10 protein-coding genes are annotated in these 18882 nt (G+C 43.0%); 6 read left to right on the top strand and 4 right to left on the bottom strand.

All coding sequences use genetic code 11. The features are described 5' to 3' along the window. The first annotated feature begins 13 nt into the window (after positions 1-13). Entirely contained in the window at positions 14-160 is a 147-nt protein-coding gene (locus tag XZ46_RS35095) for a hypothetical protein (protein WP_162198551.1), read from the top strand. Between the two features lie 1021 nt (positions 161-1181). Here XZ46_RS35095 and XZ46_RS23625 read toward each other — a convergent pair. Further along, positions 1182-1745, bottom strand: a complete 564-nt coding sequence (locus tag XZ46_RS23625) for a hypothetical protein (protein WP_006623502.1) — start codon at positions 1743-1745, stop codon at positions 1182-1184. 748 nt (positions 1746-2493) lie between these two features. Between XZ46_RS23625 and XZ46_RS23615 the strand changes: the two genes are divergently transcribed. Next, positions 2494-2682, top strand: coding sequence for a hypothetical protein (locus XZ46_RS23615; RefSeq protein ID WP_008055006.1), 189 nt, complete (start codon positions 2494-2496; stop codon positions 2680-2682). 222 nt (positions 2683-2904) lie between these two features. Beyond that, positions 2905-3114, top strand: coding sequence for a hypothetical protein (locus tag XZ46_RS23610; protein WP_006623499.1), 210 nt, complete (start codon positions 2905-2907; stop codon positions 3112-3114). A gap of 834 nt (positions 3115-3948) precedes the next feature. On the opposite strand, the gene XZ46_RS23605 is transcribed toward XZ46_RS23610, so the two are convergent. Together XZ46_RS23605 and XZ46_RS23600 are read right to left on the bottom strand one after the other, a co-directional pair. Next, positions 3949-4530 (bottom strand): pseudouridine synthase, encoded by a 582-nt coding sequence (locus XZ46_RS23605; RefSeq protein ID WP_006669328.1) that lies wholly within the window; start codon positions 4528-4530, stop codon positions 3949-3951. Positions 4531-4540: 10 nt separating this feature from the next. Then, on the bottom strand, positions 4541-7732 hold the full coding sequence (locus tag XZ46_RS23600) for a PAS domain S-box protein (protein WP_006623497.1): 3192 nt from the start codon (positions 7730-7732) through the stop codon (positions 4541-4543). A 362-nt stretch (positions 7733-8094) separates the two neighbouring features. Here XZ46_RS23600 and wecB point away from each other — a divergent pair, with 362 nt between their 5' ends. From wecB to XZ46_RS23585, 3 genes are all read left to right on the top strand, one after another. Continuing rightward, positions 8095-9213 (top strand): non-hydrolyzing UDP-N-acetylglucosamine 2-epimerase, encoded by a 1119-nt coding sequence (wecB, locus tag XZ46_RS23595; protein ID WP_008055011.1) that lies wholly within the window; start codon positions 8095-8097, stop codon positions 9211-9213. Positions 9214-9267: 54 nt separating this feature from the next. Next, positions 9268-10296, top strand: a complete 1029-nt coding sequence (locus XZ46_RS23590; protein WP_006623495.1) for a DNA cytosine methyltransferase — start codon at positions 9268-9270, stop codon at positions 10294-10296. Between the two features lie 109 nt (positions 10297-10405). Then, positions 10406-11203 (top strand): SAM hydrolase/SAM-dependent halogenase family protein, encoded by a 798-nt coding sequence (locus tag XZ46_RS23585; RefSeq protein WP_008055013.1) that lies wholly within the window; start codon positions 10406-10408, stop codon positions 11201-11203. 2 nt (positions 11204-11205) lie between these two features. On the opposite strand, the gene XZ46_RS23580 is transcribed toward XZ46_RS23585, so the two are convergent. Further along, positions 11206-18879: a glycosyltransferase gene (locus XZ46_RS23580; RefSeq protein WP_008055015.1), complete on the bottom strand. Its 7674-nt coding sequence runs from the start codon at positions 18877-18879 to the stop codon at positions 11206-11208. Positions 18880-18882 lie beyond the last annotated feature (3 nt).

The following is an 18882-nucleotide window of genomic DNA, read 5'->3' as shown; positions in this document are numbered from 1 at the left end:
ACTTGTGGGAATTATGGCCGATCGCGCACCCTGGGGGCGGGTTTATCAAGCTGACTTGTGGGAATTATGGCCGATCGCGCACCCTGGGGGCGGGTTTATCAAGCTGACTTGTGGGAATTATGGCCGATCGCGCACCCTGGGGGCGGGTTTATCAAGCTGACTTGTGGGAATTATGGCTGACTGCGGAACCCGCAGGGGCGGGTTTATCAAGCTGACTTGTGGGAATTATGGCTGACTGCGGAACCCGCAGGGGCGGGTTTATCAAGCTGACTTGTGGGAATTATGGCTGACTGCGGAACCCGCAGGGGCGGGTTTATCAAGCTGACTTGTGGGAATTATGGCTGACTGCGGAACCCGCAGGGGCGGGTTTATCAAGCTGACTTGTGGGAATTATGGCTGACTGCGGAACCCGCAGGGGCGGGTTTATCAAGCTGACTTGTGGGAATTATGGCTGACTGCGGAACCCGCAGGGGCGGGTTTATCAAGCTGACTTGTGGGAATTATGGCTGACTGCGGAACCCGCAGGGGCGGGTTTATCAAGCTGACTTGTGGGAATTATGGCTGACTGCGGAACCCGCAGGGGCGGGTTTATCAAGCTGACTTGTGGGAATTATGGCTGACTGCGGAACCCGCAGGGGCGGGTTTATCAAGCTGACTTGTGGGAATTATGGCTGACTGCGGAACCCGCAGGGGCGGGTTTATCAAGCTGACTTGTGGGAATTATGGCTGACTGCGGAACCCGCCCCTACAACTAATTTTATCCCGAAAAATAAAAAAAAATTATCTGGGCGCCCCCGCGCCACTTTTTTTTGGGAAACCCTTGCTTTTGGGCTGCGCTTCTGCTACTATATTATATAATGGTATATTTGTGATTTTTTTATTTAAGTTATGCCTCCCATTATCTATGATATGACTCTATCATATCCCCATTCGCTCGGCTTGTCAACCCCCTGGAGCGGTGACGGGCTGGGCTATTTTTTTTTTTGAAAAAATAAACATTAGTCGAGCAATGAAACTGCTTAAATTTGTTGTACCCGCTTCTGTTTAGATCGGAGATTGAGGCTCGGACAGTTAACAGTTTTTTATAGATAGTGGTGGTCATGATGGATTCCTTAGTCGTTGTGTTGGCGAGGTTGGGTGAAGGGAGGGATTAATCACCGATTCCTGGAAGTTACCGAAAATTACCAGTTGGGTGGCACTTGGGAGTATTCATAATCACTGACCCAATCATCACTGATTAACCAGTTGTCGTCTGCGTCAAACTCAACACCCCCTTCAGAGTTGATCAAATCTCTAAGCTCCTCCCTATCGCCAAGTTCTAATACTTTGTGAATATGCTTACACTTGGGAATCCAGCGCGTTCCGGTTTCTAGGGTAAGTACATCACGGTTTTTACTCTGGAAATCAAAATCCTGGCAAGTGCAAGTTATTTCCTCTTCTTCGATGGACACTTCATAGGTGTCTCCTTGGGGATTAACAACAGCAAATTTATAGGGTTGATTGTGGGGGTATATTTCTAGCTTCCCGGTGTTGCGTTTCCTGAAGGTTTGGAAGTTTTGATGAAAAGATTTTTTACTGACAAACTTGGGTCTCAACCCGTGACCCTTTTTGAAAACAACAAAAATTACTTTCCACCAAATTTCAACCCTGGCAATAATTTGGTGAGAGCAACCACAAATCCGCGCGACGGCGGCTTTGCTGTACAAGATACTTGCCAAAGATTTGCTCTGTGTGGTAGTATGCATATAGAATCCTCAACTGATGAGTTAATTGGTTCTTAACCGTTTTGAGAGATTTGATGGGTCAGAGCCGCTGCAACGGCTCTTTCCTTATCCCTCTGATAAGATTATACACAATAGTACCGAAAACGTGCAATTGTTTACAAAACTTTACAGAGGGTAAAAAAATGAAAAGAGGCAGAAGAGGCGTTTATGATCGAGTTGGCAATCCCAACTTTTTCACAGACAAGAATCCAAGTAAGCTGAAACAGGAAGGATCTCAACCCGCGAATATACTGTTTGGCATTAGAGTAGCCCAGGATTTAAAAGACAAACTTGCGGTTATACCTAAGCGAGAACTGCGGAGGGTTTTAACTGAGTTCGCTGATAGCTACCTAGCGAACCAAAATAACTGCAAGTAGTTGCACTTTACAAAAGAAATGCACCGGGGCGGTTTTTGAGTTTAAGGGTCGATCGCTTACCTCTTGAGCGATCGCTTCTTGGTTGGGGGTTAGTCTATGTTAGTTAGTCGTCAAATTTAAGGATAGAGCAATAACCTCGCCATTCTGCTCCGGGTGGCGTATTCCACCAAAATGGCAGGCTTCGGTCTGGATACCATCCAAATTTTAGTTGTTGTTTCCCAAGGATGTCTAACAGCCCAAATTCAATTTGAACCCAGGTAACACTACAATGCAGAACCCTAGGGGCGGGTGTATATAGTTCCCGGTGTGTTTTATCGCTAGGGGCGGGTGTATATAGTTGGCTGGTTTTTCCCGTGGCCGATCGCGCACCCTGGGGGCGGGTTTATCAAGCTGACTTGTGGGAATTATGGCTGACTGCGGAACCCGCCCCTACAACTAATTTTATCCCGAAAAATAAAAAAAAATTATCTGGGCGCCCCCGCGCCACTTTTTTTTGGGAAACCCTTGCTTTTGGGCGGCGCTTCTGCTACTATATTGAATAATGGGATATTCGTGATTTTTTTATTTAAGTTATGCCTCCCATTATCTATGATATGACTCTATCATATCCCCATTCGCTCGGCTTGTCAACCCCCTGGAGCGGTGACGGGCTGGGCTATTTTTTTTTTTTGAAAAAATAAACATTAATCAGTTTAATCAGTGGCGATCGCTTTCGGGAGTTATGTTGGGAATTGATGGGGTAGGGGCGGGTGTAATATCCCGGTGTGTTTTATGGCGTGGGGGCGGGTGTAGGTAGTTGGCTGGTTTTTCCCGTGGCGGATCTAGCACCCTGGGGGCGGGTTTATCAAGCTGACTTGTGGGAATTATGGCTGACTGCGGAACCCGCCCCTACGCACCCTGGGGCGGGTGTATATAGTTGGCTGGTTTTTCCCGATGGCGGATCTAGCACCCTGGGGGCGGGTTTATCAAGCTGACTTGTGGGAATTATGGCTGACTGCGGAACCCGCAGGGGCGGGTTTATCAAGCTGACTTGTGGGAATTATGGCTGACTGCGGAACCCGCAGGGGCGGGTTTATCAAGCTGACTTGTGGGAATTATGGCTGACTGCGGAACCCGCAGGGGCGGGTTTATCAAGCTGACTTGTGGGAATTATGGCTGACTGCGGAACCCGCAGGGGCGGGTTTATCAAGCTGACTTGTGGGAATTATGGCTGACTGCGGAACCCGCAGGGGCGGGTTTATCAAGCTGACTTGTGGGAATTATGGCTGACTGCGGAACCCGCAGGGGCGGGTTTATCAAGCTGACTTGTGGGAATTATGGCTGACTGCGGAACCCGCAGGGGCGGGTTTATCAAGCTGACTTGTGGGAATTATGGCTGACTGCGGAACCCGCAGGGGCGGGTTTATCAAGCTGACTTGTGGGAATTATGGCTGACTGCGGAACCCGCAGGGGCGGGTTTATCAAGCTGACTTGTGGGAATTATGGCTGACTGCGGAACCCGCAGGGGCGGGTTTATCAAGCTGACTTGTGGGAATTATGGCTGACTGCGGAACCCGCCCCTACAGGTAATTTTATCCCGAAAAATAAAAAAAATTATCTTGGCCCCCCGCGCCACTTTTTTTGGGGAAACCCTTGCTTTTGGGCGGCGCTTCTGCTACTATATTATATAATGGGATATGCGTAATTTTTTTATTTAACTCATGCCTCCCATTATGTAGGATATGACTCTATCATATCCCCATTCGCTCGGCTTGTCAACCCCCTGGAGCGGTGACGGGCTGGGCTATTTTTTTTTTTGAAAAAATAAATCAACTGAAAAACGGCTGAATTTCGTGGGGGTGCAAATCTCGCCAGTCGCCAGGTTGAAGTGAATTGAGAGTCAAATGAGCGATCGCGACACGAACCAGTCGCAAAGTAGGGAAGCCGACGGCGGCGGTCATGCGTCGAACCTGACGGTTGCGTCCTTCAGTTAAAGTAATTTCGAGCCAAGCGGTAGGGACATTTTGGCGAAATCTAATGGGAGGGATACGAGGGGGAAGAAGTGGTTCAGTTAATAGTAGTTGAACCCTCGCTGTTCGGGTGCGATAATTTTGAATGGTGATTCCCCGTCGCAGTTGTTCTAAGGCCTGTGTAGTGGGTATTCTTTCCACCTGAACCCAGTAAGTACGAGGATGAGCAAATTCTGGCTGGCCAAGTCGATATTTAAGTTTGCGATCATCAGTCAGTAAAAGTAACCCTTCACTATCAAGGTCTAATCGTCCGACTGAGTAGACGGAAGGAATAGGGATGTAATCCTTCAAAGTTTGTCGAGACGGAGTATGAGAATCACGATCAGTAAACTGACTGAGGACATTATAGGGTTTATAGAACAAGATATATCGATAAGCCATACAGAAAAGTCTAGGACATAGTGTGCATAACAAAGCGATCGCGTCCTTGAGCCTTAGCTTGATATAAAGCAGTATCAGCCATAGAAATGAGATGTTCAAGCTGCATATTGCTATTCGGCAAAACACTCACGCCGCCCATACTGACACTAATATATTCACTAATAGGGGAGGTTTCATGAATTCTCTGTAATTGTAGGATTTGCTCACGAATTGTGCCAGCCACATTACACATACCCTCAGCATCAGTATTGGGAAGAATTATAGCAAACTCCTCGCCGCCATAGCGAGCGACCAAATCACCAGGTCGTCTAATGGAGCGAGTCAAAGCCTGGGCTACCTCTTGTAAACAGCGATCGCCCTCTTGGTGTCCATAAGTGTCATTGTAGTGCTTAAAAAAGTCAACATCACACAAAATTAAGGATATGGGGGTAAATTCGCGGATACACCTGCGCCACTCGGTGATCAAATAGGTATCAAACTGTCGGCGATTAGGAACCTGAGTTAAGCCATCAAGAGTAGCCAGGCGTTCAAGCTGTTGATAAAGTTCAGCTTGTTGAATGGCAATTCCCAACTGTACGGCTAACTGCTTAATAAAATCGACTGCAGTTGACTCCCATTGACGGGGACCAGAACAATGCTGGACCATGAGCAACCCCCAGAGGCGATTATAAGGTTCAGAAGCGACAAACCCCAACTCGGCAGAAGTATCACTGCGCCTTCGGGTCAAAATGGGAACGACCAAATTAGCCTGTACTTGAAACTCTGATAACAAACGAATATCGCACTGGCTGAAGTCTTGAGTGGATAGATCGGCCATAGCTTGGACTTGACCCTGGCTGAACCCAGCGAGATAGTGGGGAGTCCAGCAATCTTCAGTAACAATAGTTCCGACTACAGACTTCCACCCCGGGGCGACTGATTCGAATACCATCACGCCATTACCATCATCGTGAAATCGGTAAATCACGACTCGGTCAGTATTGAGAAACTCTCGAACCTGACTAACAGTAGTCTGTAAAATTTTATCCAATTTGAGCGATCGCCGAATGCGTTGAGTAATGACAAGCATCAACCGTTGACGTTCGGCTTGCTGTTGGAGATTTTCTTCAGCCTGCTTGCGTTCAGTAATATCCTCAACCATACCCTCATAATAGAGTAGTTGTCCTAAGCCGTCCCGGACAGCCCTAGCTTTCTCAGAAATCCAAATAATCTGATGATCAGCACGATAGACCTGAGATTCAAAATTAGTAATGGAATCGGACTCCTGCAATTGGCTAATAAACTCAGCGCGACGACCGGGATCAACATACAACTGGTGGCTAATGTCGGTCAGTTGGGTCATCAGAGCCTGGGGTGAATCGTAGCCATAGATTTTGGCTAAGGCTGGATTCACATTAATATAGTGACCGTCCCAGGTGGTCTGAAAAATACCCTCGATCGCATTTTCAAACAGACTACGATATTGATATTCGGCTTTTTGCAAAGACTCTAAGGCCTGTTTGCGTTCACTAATATCTCGATAAGCACTCAAAAACAGGCGCTCATTCTGATTTTCGACAATGGAGGTAGACACTAAAAGAGTTTTCTGTTCTCCTGACTTAGTGACTATGGTAGTTTCCACATCTCGCACGCCTCCTCGTTCTAAAATCTCATATAATCCCATGAGAGCATCTTGATGAGCTTGGGGGTCAGGATACAGAAGGGACAAAAAATCCTGAGAACTTTCTACTTCCGCCAGGGTATAGCCAGTAATCTCCTCCATCTTGGAGTTATAGATCCAAAACTTTCCGGTCTGACTGCTCAGGGTAATGCCTTCTCCCACAGTTTCGATGACACTGGTTAACTGTTGAGCGGTTTGGAAAATTTTTTCTTGTGTAGAAAGGCGTTCACTGATATTAGTATTGACGCAGATCAACCCGACTAAATGACCCTGTGGGTCTCGGATGGCATCTGCTCTCATGTGAACCGGAATGACTCTGCCGCTGCGGGTTAGCTTGTGGACTTCTCCTTGCCAGGAATACCCGCCTAAAATATGGCTCATGACGGCTTCGCCGACGGTGGGATCAATATAGAGGCTTCTGTGACCTCCATGTTGGTTAAATTGTTCGACGGTTTCGTATTCAAATAAATCACAAAAGGCTCGGTTTTGATAAATTTGGACTCCGGTTGCGTCCATAATGGCGATCGCATCGGTGGTACTATCGACGGCTTTGCGAATTCTTAATAGGGTTTCTTCGGCTTTTTGGCGATCGGTGATATCTTCAGAGGTGACTAAAATGGCAACTATATTGCCGTTGCTGTCATGAAGGGGAATACGATTGGTTTCTAGGTAGACTATTTTACCATCTGGGCGGGTTCGGGTTTCAATGTGTCGATATTGAGGGATATTGGTTTCAATGACAGTGCGATCGCATTTTCGTAAATAATCAGCCATCTCCCGGGTGGCGGGTAAATCTTCATCGGTTAACCCGACAATGGCTTCGGAACTAATCACGCCAGCCTCTAAGGCTCCTCGACGGTTACAACCTAAATAAACGGAGTTGGGATCTTTCCAAAAAATCGCTTTTGGGATATTATCCATCACTAGCTGTAGCATCTGTTGCGATCGCTCCAGGGCTGCTTCTGCTTTCAGGCGTTCCTGAATTTCTTCCTGGAGTTTCTCATTGGTGGCGGTCAGTTGAGTTGTCCGGTCATCTAGGATATCTTGCAGGTGGTAACATAGATGTAAGAGTTCTTCTGATGCTCGGCGGCGTTCGGTGATATCAATGGCAGAACCTGTATAACCTAGAAACTTACCGTTAGCTGTCCATTGGGGAACTCCGGTATTAAATATCCAACGATACTGATGATCAAACCTTCGCAGCCGATATTCCTGTTGGAAGGGTTTGCGATCGCCGAATGCTTGCCAATAGGTGATTAAACAATTTTGGCGATCTTCAGGATGTACCCCCCGGAACCAGCCCTCTCCCCGTTCCATTTCTAAGGAACGTCCAGTAAACTCTAACCAGTCTTCATTAAAAAATGTATACGATCCTTCCGCATTACAAGCCCAGATTAGCACAGGCGTAGGTTCAGATAGCCCCGCAAATCTTTTTCTCTCTTGTTCAATTGCTGTTGCCAATCGGTGCAAGTTACCATCAAAATGATAATGGTGTTCAGAGTCTAAGTTGTCTTGTTCATGGAAACGACTAAAATCACTCATTTTGACGTTGATCATAAGCCATTAGATGAAATTGTCATTCGGAACATTTTACTATGATATTTAATCCAAATTCTGTGCTTGCCTGTACGACAATCTCAACAATTTTATGCTAAAATATCACGGATGATTAAACATTGTCGAAAAAATTTGTATATCAACATAGCTCCCGGTTATACACCGATAAAGTTCTAGGTTATGGGGGGAGAATCCAGTGATAAGAATTGAGGCTAAGGGTTGATTTAAGCATTGGGGATCAAGCATTGTTAGGGGCATAGCCTATATTAGTCACTTGAATTTTATAACGGGACTTGATATTTTTTTGTATTGGTTTATACTTTTATTGTAACTCTATTTAATCAGAAATGTCAACATCAAAGTATCGAATTGGTATAGTATTTGGCACGAGACCAGAAGCGATTAAGATGGCCCCACTAGTCCAAAAGTTTCAACAAAATTGTAATTATGAAACCCGAGTGATTTTAACAGGTCAACATCGGGAGATGGTCCAGCAAGTGATGCAGCTTTTCGAGATCAAGGCCGATCGCAATCTGGAAATCATGCAGCACCAGCAAACCCTGACGGACATTACCTATCGTAGCTTACAAGGGTTAGGAAATATTTTTGAGCAAATCAAACCTGATATGGTTTTAGTCCAGGGGGATACTACAACAGCCTTTGCTGCGGCTTTAGCGGCCTTTTATCAAAAAATTCCTATTGGCCATGTCGAGGCAGGACTCCGAACTGATGACCTATTTAATCCCTATCCTGAAGAAGCGAACCGCCGTCTAATTTCTCAACTAACTAAATTACACTTTGCACCTACGGAGAAAGCGGTTGAAAACCTGAGAAAATCTGGGGTAGTCGGGGAAATTTATCAAACAGGAAATACAGTGATTGATGCTTTATTATCTGTGGCGAAAACCCAACCAAAATTAGATATTCCCAATCTCAACTTAGAAAAACATCGACTAATTTTAGCGACAGTTCACCGTCGAGAAAATTGGGGAGAACCCCTAGAGGGAATTGCGGAAGGATTTTTAAAAACTCTTGATCAGTATGCTGACACAATGATACTGCTACCCCTACACCGTAACCCGACGGTGAGGGAACCCCTACAGACAATGCTAGGAGGACATCCCCGGGTAATTCTCACGGAACCCCTAGATTATAGTCAACTGGTAGCAGCGATCGCTGATGCTTATTTAGTGTTGACGGACTCGGGTGGACTCCAGGAAGAAGCACCGAGTTTAGGGAAGCCTGTGTTAGTGTTACGAAAAACTACGGAACGTCCAGAAGCGATCGCGGCTGGAACGGCTAAACTAATAGGAACTGACCCTCAAGATATCCTCAGAGCCACTAGCGAACTCCTGGGGGACCCAGAGGCTTACCAAAAAATGGCAACCGCTATTAACCCCTTTGGAGACGGTCACGCCGCCTCACGCATTATTCAACATATCGATGAGTATTTCAAGTCAGCTTAGGTTGAGTTGGCTTTAAACAAGTTTTGAATAGGCAGTAAATAATCGAAAAATACCATGTCAAACAGACTGAGTTATTGGGAATATTTAAACCAAGAATTAAAACTGAATGAAGATATACAATCTCAGTTAGTTGTTCTTGATTTATTTGCGGGTTGTGGTGGTTTTTCTCTAGGATTTAAAGCCGCAGGCTTTGAAACAATCGGTTATGAGATGTTAGCGGATGCTGCCGCCACGTATACTCGTAATCTTCAGGATATATGTTATTGTCAAACTTTAGAAATTGGTCAAGATTTATGCAATCATCCTGATGTGATTATAGGAGGTCCTCCCTGTCAACCGTTTAGTGTAGGTGGATTACAAAAAGGTCCTAGAGACTCTAGGGATGGCTTTCCGATTTTTCTAGATGCGATCGAACGATATCAGCCAGCAATAGCAATCTTTGAAAATGTGCGAGGAATGCTTTATAAAAATCGTCAGTATTTAGAGAAAATAGTTGCCGAACTTGAGAGACTGAATTATCGGGTTGACATCAAACTTATCAATGCTGTTAATTATGGTGTTCCACAAAAACGAGAACGCCTGTTTGTTGTGGCTTATCAAACAGCATGGCATTGGCCAGAAGCTGAAACCTTAGCTATGCCTTATACGGCTGGAGATGCTATTTATGATACGGCTTCTACCATTCCTATAGGGGCAAAATTTCTCACGCCTAGTATGCTAGAATATATTGGCAGATATGAAGCAAAATCTAAATGTGTTAAACCTAGGGATATTTACCTTGATATTCCTTGCCGAACTCTGACCTGTAGAAACCTATCAGGCGCAACCAGTGATATGTTGCGATTGTTATTACCAGATGGCCGCCGGAGACGTTTAACAGTTAGGGAAGCTGCGAGATTACAAAGTTTTCCCGATTGGTTTGAGTTGGTGGGTTCAGAAAATTCTCAGTTTAATCAAATTGGTAATGCTGTACCACCTTTGTTAGCCAAAGCGATCGCTAAATCTGTGAAAATGACACTGGAGAATAAACCATCTCCACCCACAGATTATTTTTCTCCTTATTGGTCAACGGGTTTAAACTGAACTGCCTAATAAAAATCCAGACAAGCCGCCACCTAAGAATAGTCCTAAATACTACCATAAGTATCAAGCCCAAGAAACCCTAAATATTCCGAGACTAGGAGTGCTAAATATGTCTGTATCTGGTATAATTACACTATTAACAGACTTTGGTTTAAGTGATGTTTATGTGGGAGTAATGAAAGGGGTATTATCCCAAATTAACCCCCACCTAACTGTCATTGACTTAACCCATGAAATTCCGCCTCAAAATCTTATGGCGGCGAGGTTTTGTTTGATGAATGCTTACCCCTACTTTCCCCAAGGTACTGTTCACATGGCGGTAGTCGATCCGGGGGTGGGAACTGAACGAAAGGCGATCGCACTACAACTTCCTAACGGATATGTTGTCGGACCTGATAACGGCTTATTCGGGGGTTTAATTAAGCAGTATGGTGTAATTACAGCAGTAGAATTAACTAATCATCAATACTGGAGAAATTCCCAACCCAGCACTACTTTTCATGGTCGAGATATCTTGAGTCCTGTGGCTGCTTACCTCGCCTCTGGTGTGCCAATTCGGGATTTAGGTACTGTGATCAATTCTGATACCCTCATGTCCCTGTCAATGCCGAACTTGGAAATCACAGAAACCAGCATTAAAGGCAGTATTCAATATATCGATCACTTTGGGAATTTAATTACTAATATTCCGGGAGATATGGTAGCAGATAAATCCTGGAATGTTAGCTTTCCTGAATGCACCCCAAGTCCTAAAATTAGCAGCCATACAACCTATGGAGAAGTGCAACCAGGTCATCTTTTAACCCTCATTGGTTCCCACGGTTGGATAGAAATTGCGGCTAACGGAGATAGCGCCAAATCTCGTTTACAAATAGACTGGGGTGCGACAGTTATCATCAACTATTAAAATCAACTACTCAAAGGATTTTGCCAATTTTGATAATCCCGTTGCAGATAACTAGGAAGGCGAGATAGATCTTGAATTTGCAGTTGTTCCGGCCGATAATATAGCATAGCCGCTATGAGATAATTAAGCGATCGCGGTGTATCTAAACCTTGTCGGAGATAGGTTCCTACTTGTTGTAGAAAATCCCATTCATGTTGGGTTAACATTTCATTTTGCAGGCGACTATTTAACAAACTCCGATAGCCATCACCGAGGGGACTCTGATACATCTCCTCTAACTTGTGTTCAGGTAAATTCAGCCAAAACTGTGCAAATTGCCACCGCAGTTGTCGCAATTCTACGGTGATATTAGTATCTGTGGGGTCGATCTTAAATAACTTGACACACCCAATTAATCGATTCACAAAAGTTGAGACATCTACAGCAGTGACAGTTGGTGTTACCTGGGGAGAATTAACAGGAGTTGACTGGGTTTTAGTGGTAGCTAAGGTTTGTTTAATTTGAGCGATCGCATCGGCATTTTCAAACACCCGCTGATAATCAGGAAGCAACCAAGCGGGTAAACGATTAACCGCATCTCGTACCAACATTTTACCAGGTTGAGAATACAACATCACCGCCATCAAACAATTAATTGCATGGGGTTCAGTCAGTCCCATAGCAGTCTTAGTCCAATGGTTAACTAATGCTTTTTCCTCATCATTGAGGGGTTCTTTTTTTAAGCCTCTATTGAGCAAAATTTGATAACCTTTACCTATCTGTTGTTGATAAAGAGTTTCTAATTGCTCTGCTGGTTGTCTTAACCAGTATTCTACCATACCACGACGGATTGTGTGTAATTTATTTACCACCATAGTATTAGTGGGGTCAAGTTCATAGAGATTAACTTGATCCACCAATTCGGATAAAAACCGCTGTTGTTTTTGGGGATTATCTAAATCTATAACTTGATGTTTGGATTGGTAATTTTGGAAGATTTGAGTTAACAAAGCTCCCATTTTCGCACCATAGGCGCGACTATCCAAAAATTCAGGATTAGCCGCCATTTTCTGTTGAATGGCTTGGCGTTTTAACTGTAGCAATTCAGGGGTATTTGCGAGGGTAACAGCCAAACTAATATAGGATGATTCATCGTCGGTAATTAAATCAGGAATACCAAGCGATCGCATCATAGCGGCACCATGTTTAGAACGCAAAGTATCTCCGTCTCTAACTACTACAGGTAATCCCACTTCTAGGGGATCTACTAAGGAGTTTGAGCCAGAATGGGGGTAGGAGTCTAAATAAATATCCCCCTGTTCTAAACAGGCTTTAACGTCGGTACGACTGGGGAGAGTTTTAATCAAAACTAAGCGTTTTTCTGCAACTCCGTATTTGCTCAAGGTGGCGTGCATTCGGCGGATAAATTGTGAACTAGCATAGTTATTACTCCAACTAGGAGCAAAGGGATAAAGCACTAAAATCGAATTAGGAACTTGAGCCAGAATTTTCACCCAGGTTTCCCCTTGTTCTGGGATAATTTTATAGAAATTTGCGCCGGACATAAAGACAATTGTTTGGTCATTGGCTCCCCATTGGCTGCGGTGAGGCTTAACGGTGGCGGGTTGAGGTGCGATCGCATAATAGTTAAAACAAAAGCCAGTTCCGTTGAGAACCGCTAAATTTTCTCGATAGAAATTAGGAGCCTCTGCACCCTCGGAAAGATGACCAGAAATATAATAATCAATATATCTCATTCCGGTAGTAACAGGTGATGAAAATAGGGTAGCTTGTACTCGCGCCAGTCGGTGTAATGCTAACAAGGTGACGGGTTTAGTAATGGCGGTTACATTAGTTCCGAATAGCAAAATATCGAGGTTATCAGCGCGAATAGTGGCTGCTTGTTCCAACTTATCATCAGGTAGTCTAACTAAACGGTCAGCGCGGGATCTACAGTATTGCTCTAGGGGATGATTGTTGGCTTGGGTAACATATAAAATAATCTCGAATTGTTCCCGATTGAGATATTCAAAAGCTGGTAATGTTAAGTAAGTTTCGGTTTGGGGGTTGAGATGGTCGTTAAGAATTCCTAGGCGAATTTTTTGGCGATCGCTCGGAGGTTCTGGGAAGGAGTAATCCAACTGAAAATCGCGGCTTTGTAGGAATAGATGAAACAACTCAGCGCGACTACAAAACAGAGGTTTTAAGTTAAAATCCGCGAAATAGTTCGGGATAAAATTACCCCTTTCTAGCAACATAGTTGTTAACTTTTGCCATAGGGGATAGTCTGGCTGCTGCTGGAGACGTTCCCGAACAAAATCTAATAACCGTATCCGATAGCGGGAGTAATTATCTGCGTCTCCAATTTCTTGGAATAGGGGGGGAACATCAAATAAAAATCTAAAATAGTCCTCAGCCAGCCAAGTGGGAATCAAAGACTCCTCAAAGGTAAGCATTAGCTGATCGGCACGACCATATAACATCCCAGCGAGTAAATACTGAAAAGTTTTCGGCTGCTTAAAGCCTTGACTCAAATAGGATTTAATTTCCTGAAAATACAGGCGTTCATCATCACGGAAAATCTCGTTTTTGATACCAGAGTTTAGTAGCGACTTATGTGCTTGACCTAAATTCTCCTGATAAGCCTTGGGGAGTTGTTCGGTTTCTAATTTTAACCACATATCAGCTACAGCTTGGCGAGCGTTACGGAGATTGTCTAAGGCTAATTCATCATGGGGATTTTGCTGATATTTTTGAACATAATCTGCAAAATTTTGTAAGTTTAAATCACCACTAGCATTTAAAATTAACTCAACTGGCTGAGGTTTAGCATCAAATAAATCAGGATAGTAACTCATTACCTGAGCTTTATAATAATCTCGATTTTGAAAAGACTGGACTACCCTAGACCGAGGATGGCGACGATAATATAACACTGTTTCTCGGATACCATAAAAAGGTATATTATGCTGATGACAATTTAGCCAAAACTCCCAATCTTCGTATCCTGATTCCTTAATTTCTTCCTTATATCCGTTAGTCAACTTATAGACATTTTTGGAATATAAAGACGTACACACCAGCATATTATATTGTTTGAGATTTTCTAAAGAATATTGATCCGCAGTTACAATTTTTCGCTGTTCAGTGCCAAAAATCTCATAGGATCCAAAAATTACGCAATCATGAGATTTACTTAGAGCCACTTCTACTAAACTAGCTATAGCGGAAGAGCTAAGTTTATCATCAGCATCTAAGGGTAAAATATATTCACCTTTGGCTTGATTTATGCCAGCATTTCTAGCACTAGCACAACCTTTATTGTCGGTTGCTATTAGACTAATTTTGTGGTTGGCAAAAATTTGAATAAGATGTTGAGCAACTTGGCTGGTTTGGTCAGGACTACCATCATTAACAATAATAATTTCCCAATTGGGGTAAGTTTGAGCCACAACACTTGCCACTGCTTCGGGTAAAAATTCCGCCTGTTGATAGCAGGGAATAATTACAGAAATTAGTGGTAGATTAGTAGGTAATGCTGTTTTAATAACTTCGATGGTTTTGGTTAACATTTGTTGTTCTGTAAACATTTGTTCGGCTCGTTGTTTGCAGGCTTGACCAATATTATACCTTAGATGGGGATTAGCAACCCACTGTTCAAGAGTTTCTACTAATTCAGTGATAGTTGCTGAGGCATTTATTTTAGGGTCAGATAAGAGTTTCCCGGTGTTTCCTAACTCTTCGGGAATGCCACTAACCGCTGAAGCAATTATAGGTAATCCCTTCGCCATAGCTTCCATTACTGATAAAGGCATTCCTTCTAATTCGGAGGGTAAAATAAATATATCACTGGCATCTAATAAGTCAGGAATATCATGACGACATCCTAGCAATTTAACCTGGTCAGTAACGCCTAATTTTTTGATTTCTGTTTGGAGTTTATGTTCCCAGCTACCTTCACCAGTCCATAAAAAATATAGTTGACACCAAATGGGAGTATTTTTAAGTTGTTGAATGGCTTGCAATTGGTATTGATAGCCTTTGATGGATTCTAATCTAGCTGAGGTGAAGCAAACTATGGCATTGGGTGGGATGCCTAGTTGTTGACGAATGCGATCGCGTGTAGTAGGATTAACTAAACTAAAATACTGCCTTGGTCGTCCATAATAAATCACGCGACCCCGTGGTTTAGGCAGTTGGAAAAGTTCCCACAACTGCTGTAAGTTTTCTTGAGAAACGGCGATAATTTCCTGGGAATGCTGATAAATGTCCGCCAGTTGACCTAAGTAGGACTGAAACCGTTGAGCCAAATAAGGTGCTACAAAATTTTCTGTAATAACGAAAGGTATTTTTAACCTCATAGCCACTTGTTTAGCAGCTAAATTAGAAAGGGGACAGCAATCACTAAACAGGATTAGATCTGGGTTCGCCTTGGTAAAAATAGTTTCAGCAGTAGTCTGGTCTGTTAAGGTTTTCTGAAAGTCCTTAACTGAATCATAGTCTAACCAAAAATGTTGAATCCCTAACTGTTTTTGTTGGTCTAACAAATAATGAGATTCTCGACTTTGTACGCAACTAACATGATAACCAGATTGAATTAACTGGGTCAGAATTGAGTGATTATATTGTCCAACTCCATAAACCCTGGGTTCGTCAGTATAAACTAAAATATGGAATTTTCTAGGTGATTTTAAAGGTTTGATTTCTTCTGGATAGACTGATACTGGTTTAGATATAGTTCTGGGAATGTTAGTAATACCATATTGCTGACAAATTTTCTGAGTTTCTGTGTAAGTAGTGGGGGTTTTGTTTTCTAATCCATCTTGATTATCAAAATATAACCCCAAAATTTCTGGTATTTTAGCGATATTTTCAGTTTTACAAATTCTCAGCCAAAACTCATAATCTCCCGCTACTTTAAATTCTGGGTTAAAATTGCCATATTTTTGATGGAGAGATTTCCGCCACATAGGTTGAGAACCGAGACAGCAGCGGCGTTCTAATTCTTGATAACTAAACTCTGGCCAGTTCCAGCGTTGGTTAGCTTGGGTATTCTCAAAGGTTTCGTTGGGGTTGTGGGTGATAAGTTGATCGCCATATACTACGGCTACATCAGAATGCTGGTCTAAATAATTAGCCATTAATTCTAAAGCATCAAAACGGTGTCTATCATCAGTGTTAGCATTAGTTATATATTCCCCTTTGGCGAGTTCTATGGCTCGATTCCATGCGGCATAAAGGGTTTCTCGGTGTTCGGTGCGATGGTAGATAATTTGGGTATATTTAGCTTGAAAATCTGCGACTATTTCTGCTTCGTTTTCCTGGGAGTTGCTATCAATAACAATAATTTCTAGTTGCTGTTTATCGTATAATGTTTGATTAACCAAATCCTGCAAACATCCCCTGAGAAAATTGGCGGAGTTATAGGTGGAAATAATAGCGGAAACTTGGGGGTATGTTAACCTAGTTTGTGGTCGCTGAACGGTTGACCAAATCCAAGGTTTAACGCATTCTAGGGAAACCAAATTAAACCCGGCTGCGATTAATAAATCCCTAAGTTGTCTATCATTGTAGGCGTTTCCATATAAATAATATTGCTGATTTTCTGCGCCTTCTTCATCAAAATCACCTAAATTTTCCGCACTGCGATCGTGAACTTGAATGCGAAAGTATCCCCCTGGCTTTAATACCCTAAAGATTTCCCTAAAATAGCTTTTAACCACAGATAGCGATCGGATATGTTGAAAAACAATGGTAGAATAAACTAAGTCGTAAAATTCCCCTGGTAAATCTTGTAAATCAGATCCACTATTGACATATAATTCACCATTAGATTGACCATCCGCTAAGTATTGTTTAGCAAACTCAATCATATTGGCAGAAATATCCACCCCATCGACTCGGTTAAATCTTTCCCGCAAAGGCTTAACTAAACGACCGACACCACAACCAATTTCTAATACTTTCCAATGGAGTTGACTAGGGATACCTTGAAGAATTTGTTGAGTAGTGCGATCAATTGACTGTTCCCAAACTTGCTGTCTTTCCTGTGGTGATAATTTTTCAATTCCGGGATAGGTCAACACTCGCGCAAACATGGCTTCTTGGATAGAATTAACATTCCAAAATTGACGCTGTAAATCTAGTTGCGCGTGATTAACTGAAGATTTTGTAGCTGGTGTTAATAATGAGTTAATCCGGTGTTTCATGTCTGCGGCGGGGGTAAAATTAGGGATTAATTCTAAGACTCGGTTAATGGCTTGTTGCGCCAAATTATGATTACCCATTTGTTCGGCAGAATTAGCTAAATACCACAGGACTCGCCAAATATTACAACCATTTTGCCATGCTTGGTAAAACTCGTTAACTGCTTCCTGATGCCGTCCCTGTGTCTGTAAAACTAATGCTGACCAGAAGCGCAAATATCCATCTTGAGGATAACAATTGCGGTAGTGAAATAAACCACCACCACCGGGGTTACACAGTCCGGGAGAAGCTCTCGAAATGTGACGATCGCTTTCTAACTGTTCCGAGAGATGATTAGATGTTAAACTTACTTTAAACCGAGGGTCAATATCCCCTAAACTCTGCACAAATAATGCTGCACCAGTTTGGGGGTTTCCGGTAGTTAAACGGCGTTCCCGTTTAGGAAACTCCATTAACTGTTTATAAGTTTCATGAATTTTATCAATGGAAACCTGGGGATTAAAATATTGTTTGGCATAATTGCGCGCATTATTTCCTAATCTCAATCTCTCCTGGGGATGATGATATAAATATGCGATCGCCTGCTGATATTCCTGTTCACTATTAACTACTAATCCGGTTTGATTATTAATAACTAACCCCTTAATCCCTCCATGGGGAAAAACCACCGGAGGTATCCCCGCATACATAGCTTCCTGTAGACTTTTTTCGCTAGTTGCATAGGTATCCTCAACTAAAGGATAGCCAAATACATCGAGTATTTCCAAGACGGATTTAATGTCTTCAACATACCCCCGAAACTCAAATTTTTCGGCAACCCCCAAACTTGCCGCTTGTTGTTTCAGGCTATTCTCAATTCCTCCCCCACAGACAATAAAACGAATATTAGGAACTTGCACCCCAGCACTCATGGGGATATAATTTTGATAGAGTTTGGAGAAATCAACTGTGCCAATATAACCGACATTAAAACCCTCATGGCGGCGATTATTTAAAGATTCTAAACGGCTAAAATCAGCAATTCCTGGCACTACTCCAATTTGATTATTAGTGAATAAATCACTACGGGATTTAATGGCGGGTATCTCTAAACTATAGGGAGTTGTGGCTAACAAAATATCCGCATAATTAACCAGTTCCGATGTCACAATATGGGGAGAACGATCGCCTACTACTTTCAGCCAAACCAGCAACCGCATGGGAGGCAAATTTAACTGTAATAACTCATAAAGTTCGGGAGTATTCCAGAAGTGAATATGAACAATATCCGCCTGTGTTATCTCTCGATAAATTGTCTCTAATGATGGTGCTTCAATTACCTGTAAACCAGCCATTTCGGCTAATTTGACTGCTTGGGGATGCGCGGGAGTCAAAGAAATAGCACAATGAACTTGATCTAATTTGTGCTGGGTAGCATCTTTAGCGATCGCTACGACGGAACGTGATGCACCTCCTAGAGAAAATCCTTGTAAAATGTGTAAAATTTTCATAAA

Source organism: Limnospira indica PCC 8005, assembly GCF_000973065.1.
GTDB lineage: Bacteria > Cyanobacteriota > Cyanobacteriia > Cyanobacteriales > Microcoleaceae > Limnospira > Limnospira fusiformis.
Note: the sequence above shows the minus strand (reverse complement) of the source record. Positions and strands in the feature narration are given on the sequence as shown.

What these genes read in the sequence shown, in the direction of transcription:
- XZ46_RS35095 (WP_162198551.1), top strand. Translation starts at nt 14, where the DNA reads ATGGCCGATCGCGCACCCTGGGGGCGGGTTTATCAAGCTGACTTGTGG.
- XZ46_RS23625 (WP_006623502.1), bottom strand. Translation starts at nt 1,745, where the DNA reads ATGCATACTACCACACAGAGCAAATCTTTGGCAAGTATCTTGTACAGC.
- XZ46_RS23605 (WP_006669328.1), bottom strand. Translation starts at nt 4,530, where the DNA reads ATGGCTTATCGATATATCTTGTTCTATAAACCCTATAATGTCCTCAGT.
- XZ46_RS23600 (WP_006623497.1), bottom strand. Translation starts at nt 7,732, where the DNA reads ATGAGTGATTTTAGTCGTTTCCATGAACAAGACAACTTAGACTCTGAA.
- wecB (WP_008055011.1), top strand. Translation starts at nt 8,095, where the DNA reads ATGTCAACATCAAAGTATCGAATTGGTATAGTATTTGGCACGAGACCA.
- XZ46_RS23590 (WP_006623495.1), top strand. Translation starts at nt 9,268, where the DNA reads ATGTCAAACAGACTGAGTTATTGGGAATATTTAAACCAAGAATTAAAA.
- XZ46_RS23585 (WP_008055013.1), top strand. Translation starts at nt 10,406, where the DNA reads ATGTCTGTATCTGGTATAATTACACTATTAACAGACTTTGGTTTAAGT.
- XZ46_RS23580 (WP_008055015.1), bottom strand. Translation starts at nt 18,879, where the DNA reads ATGAAAATTTTACACATTTTACAAGGATTTTCTCTAGGAGGTGCATCA.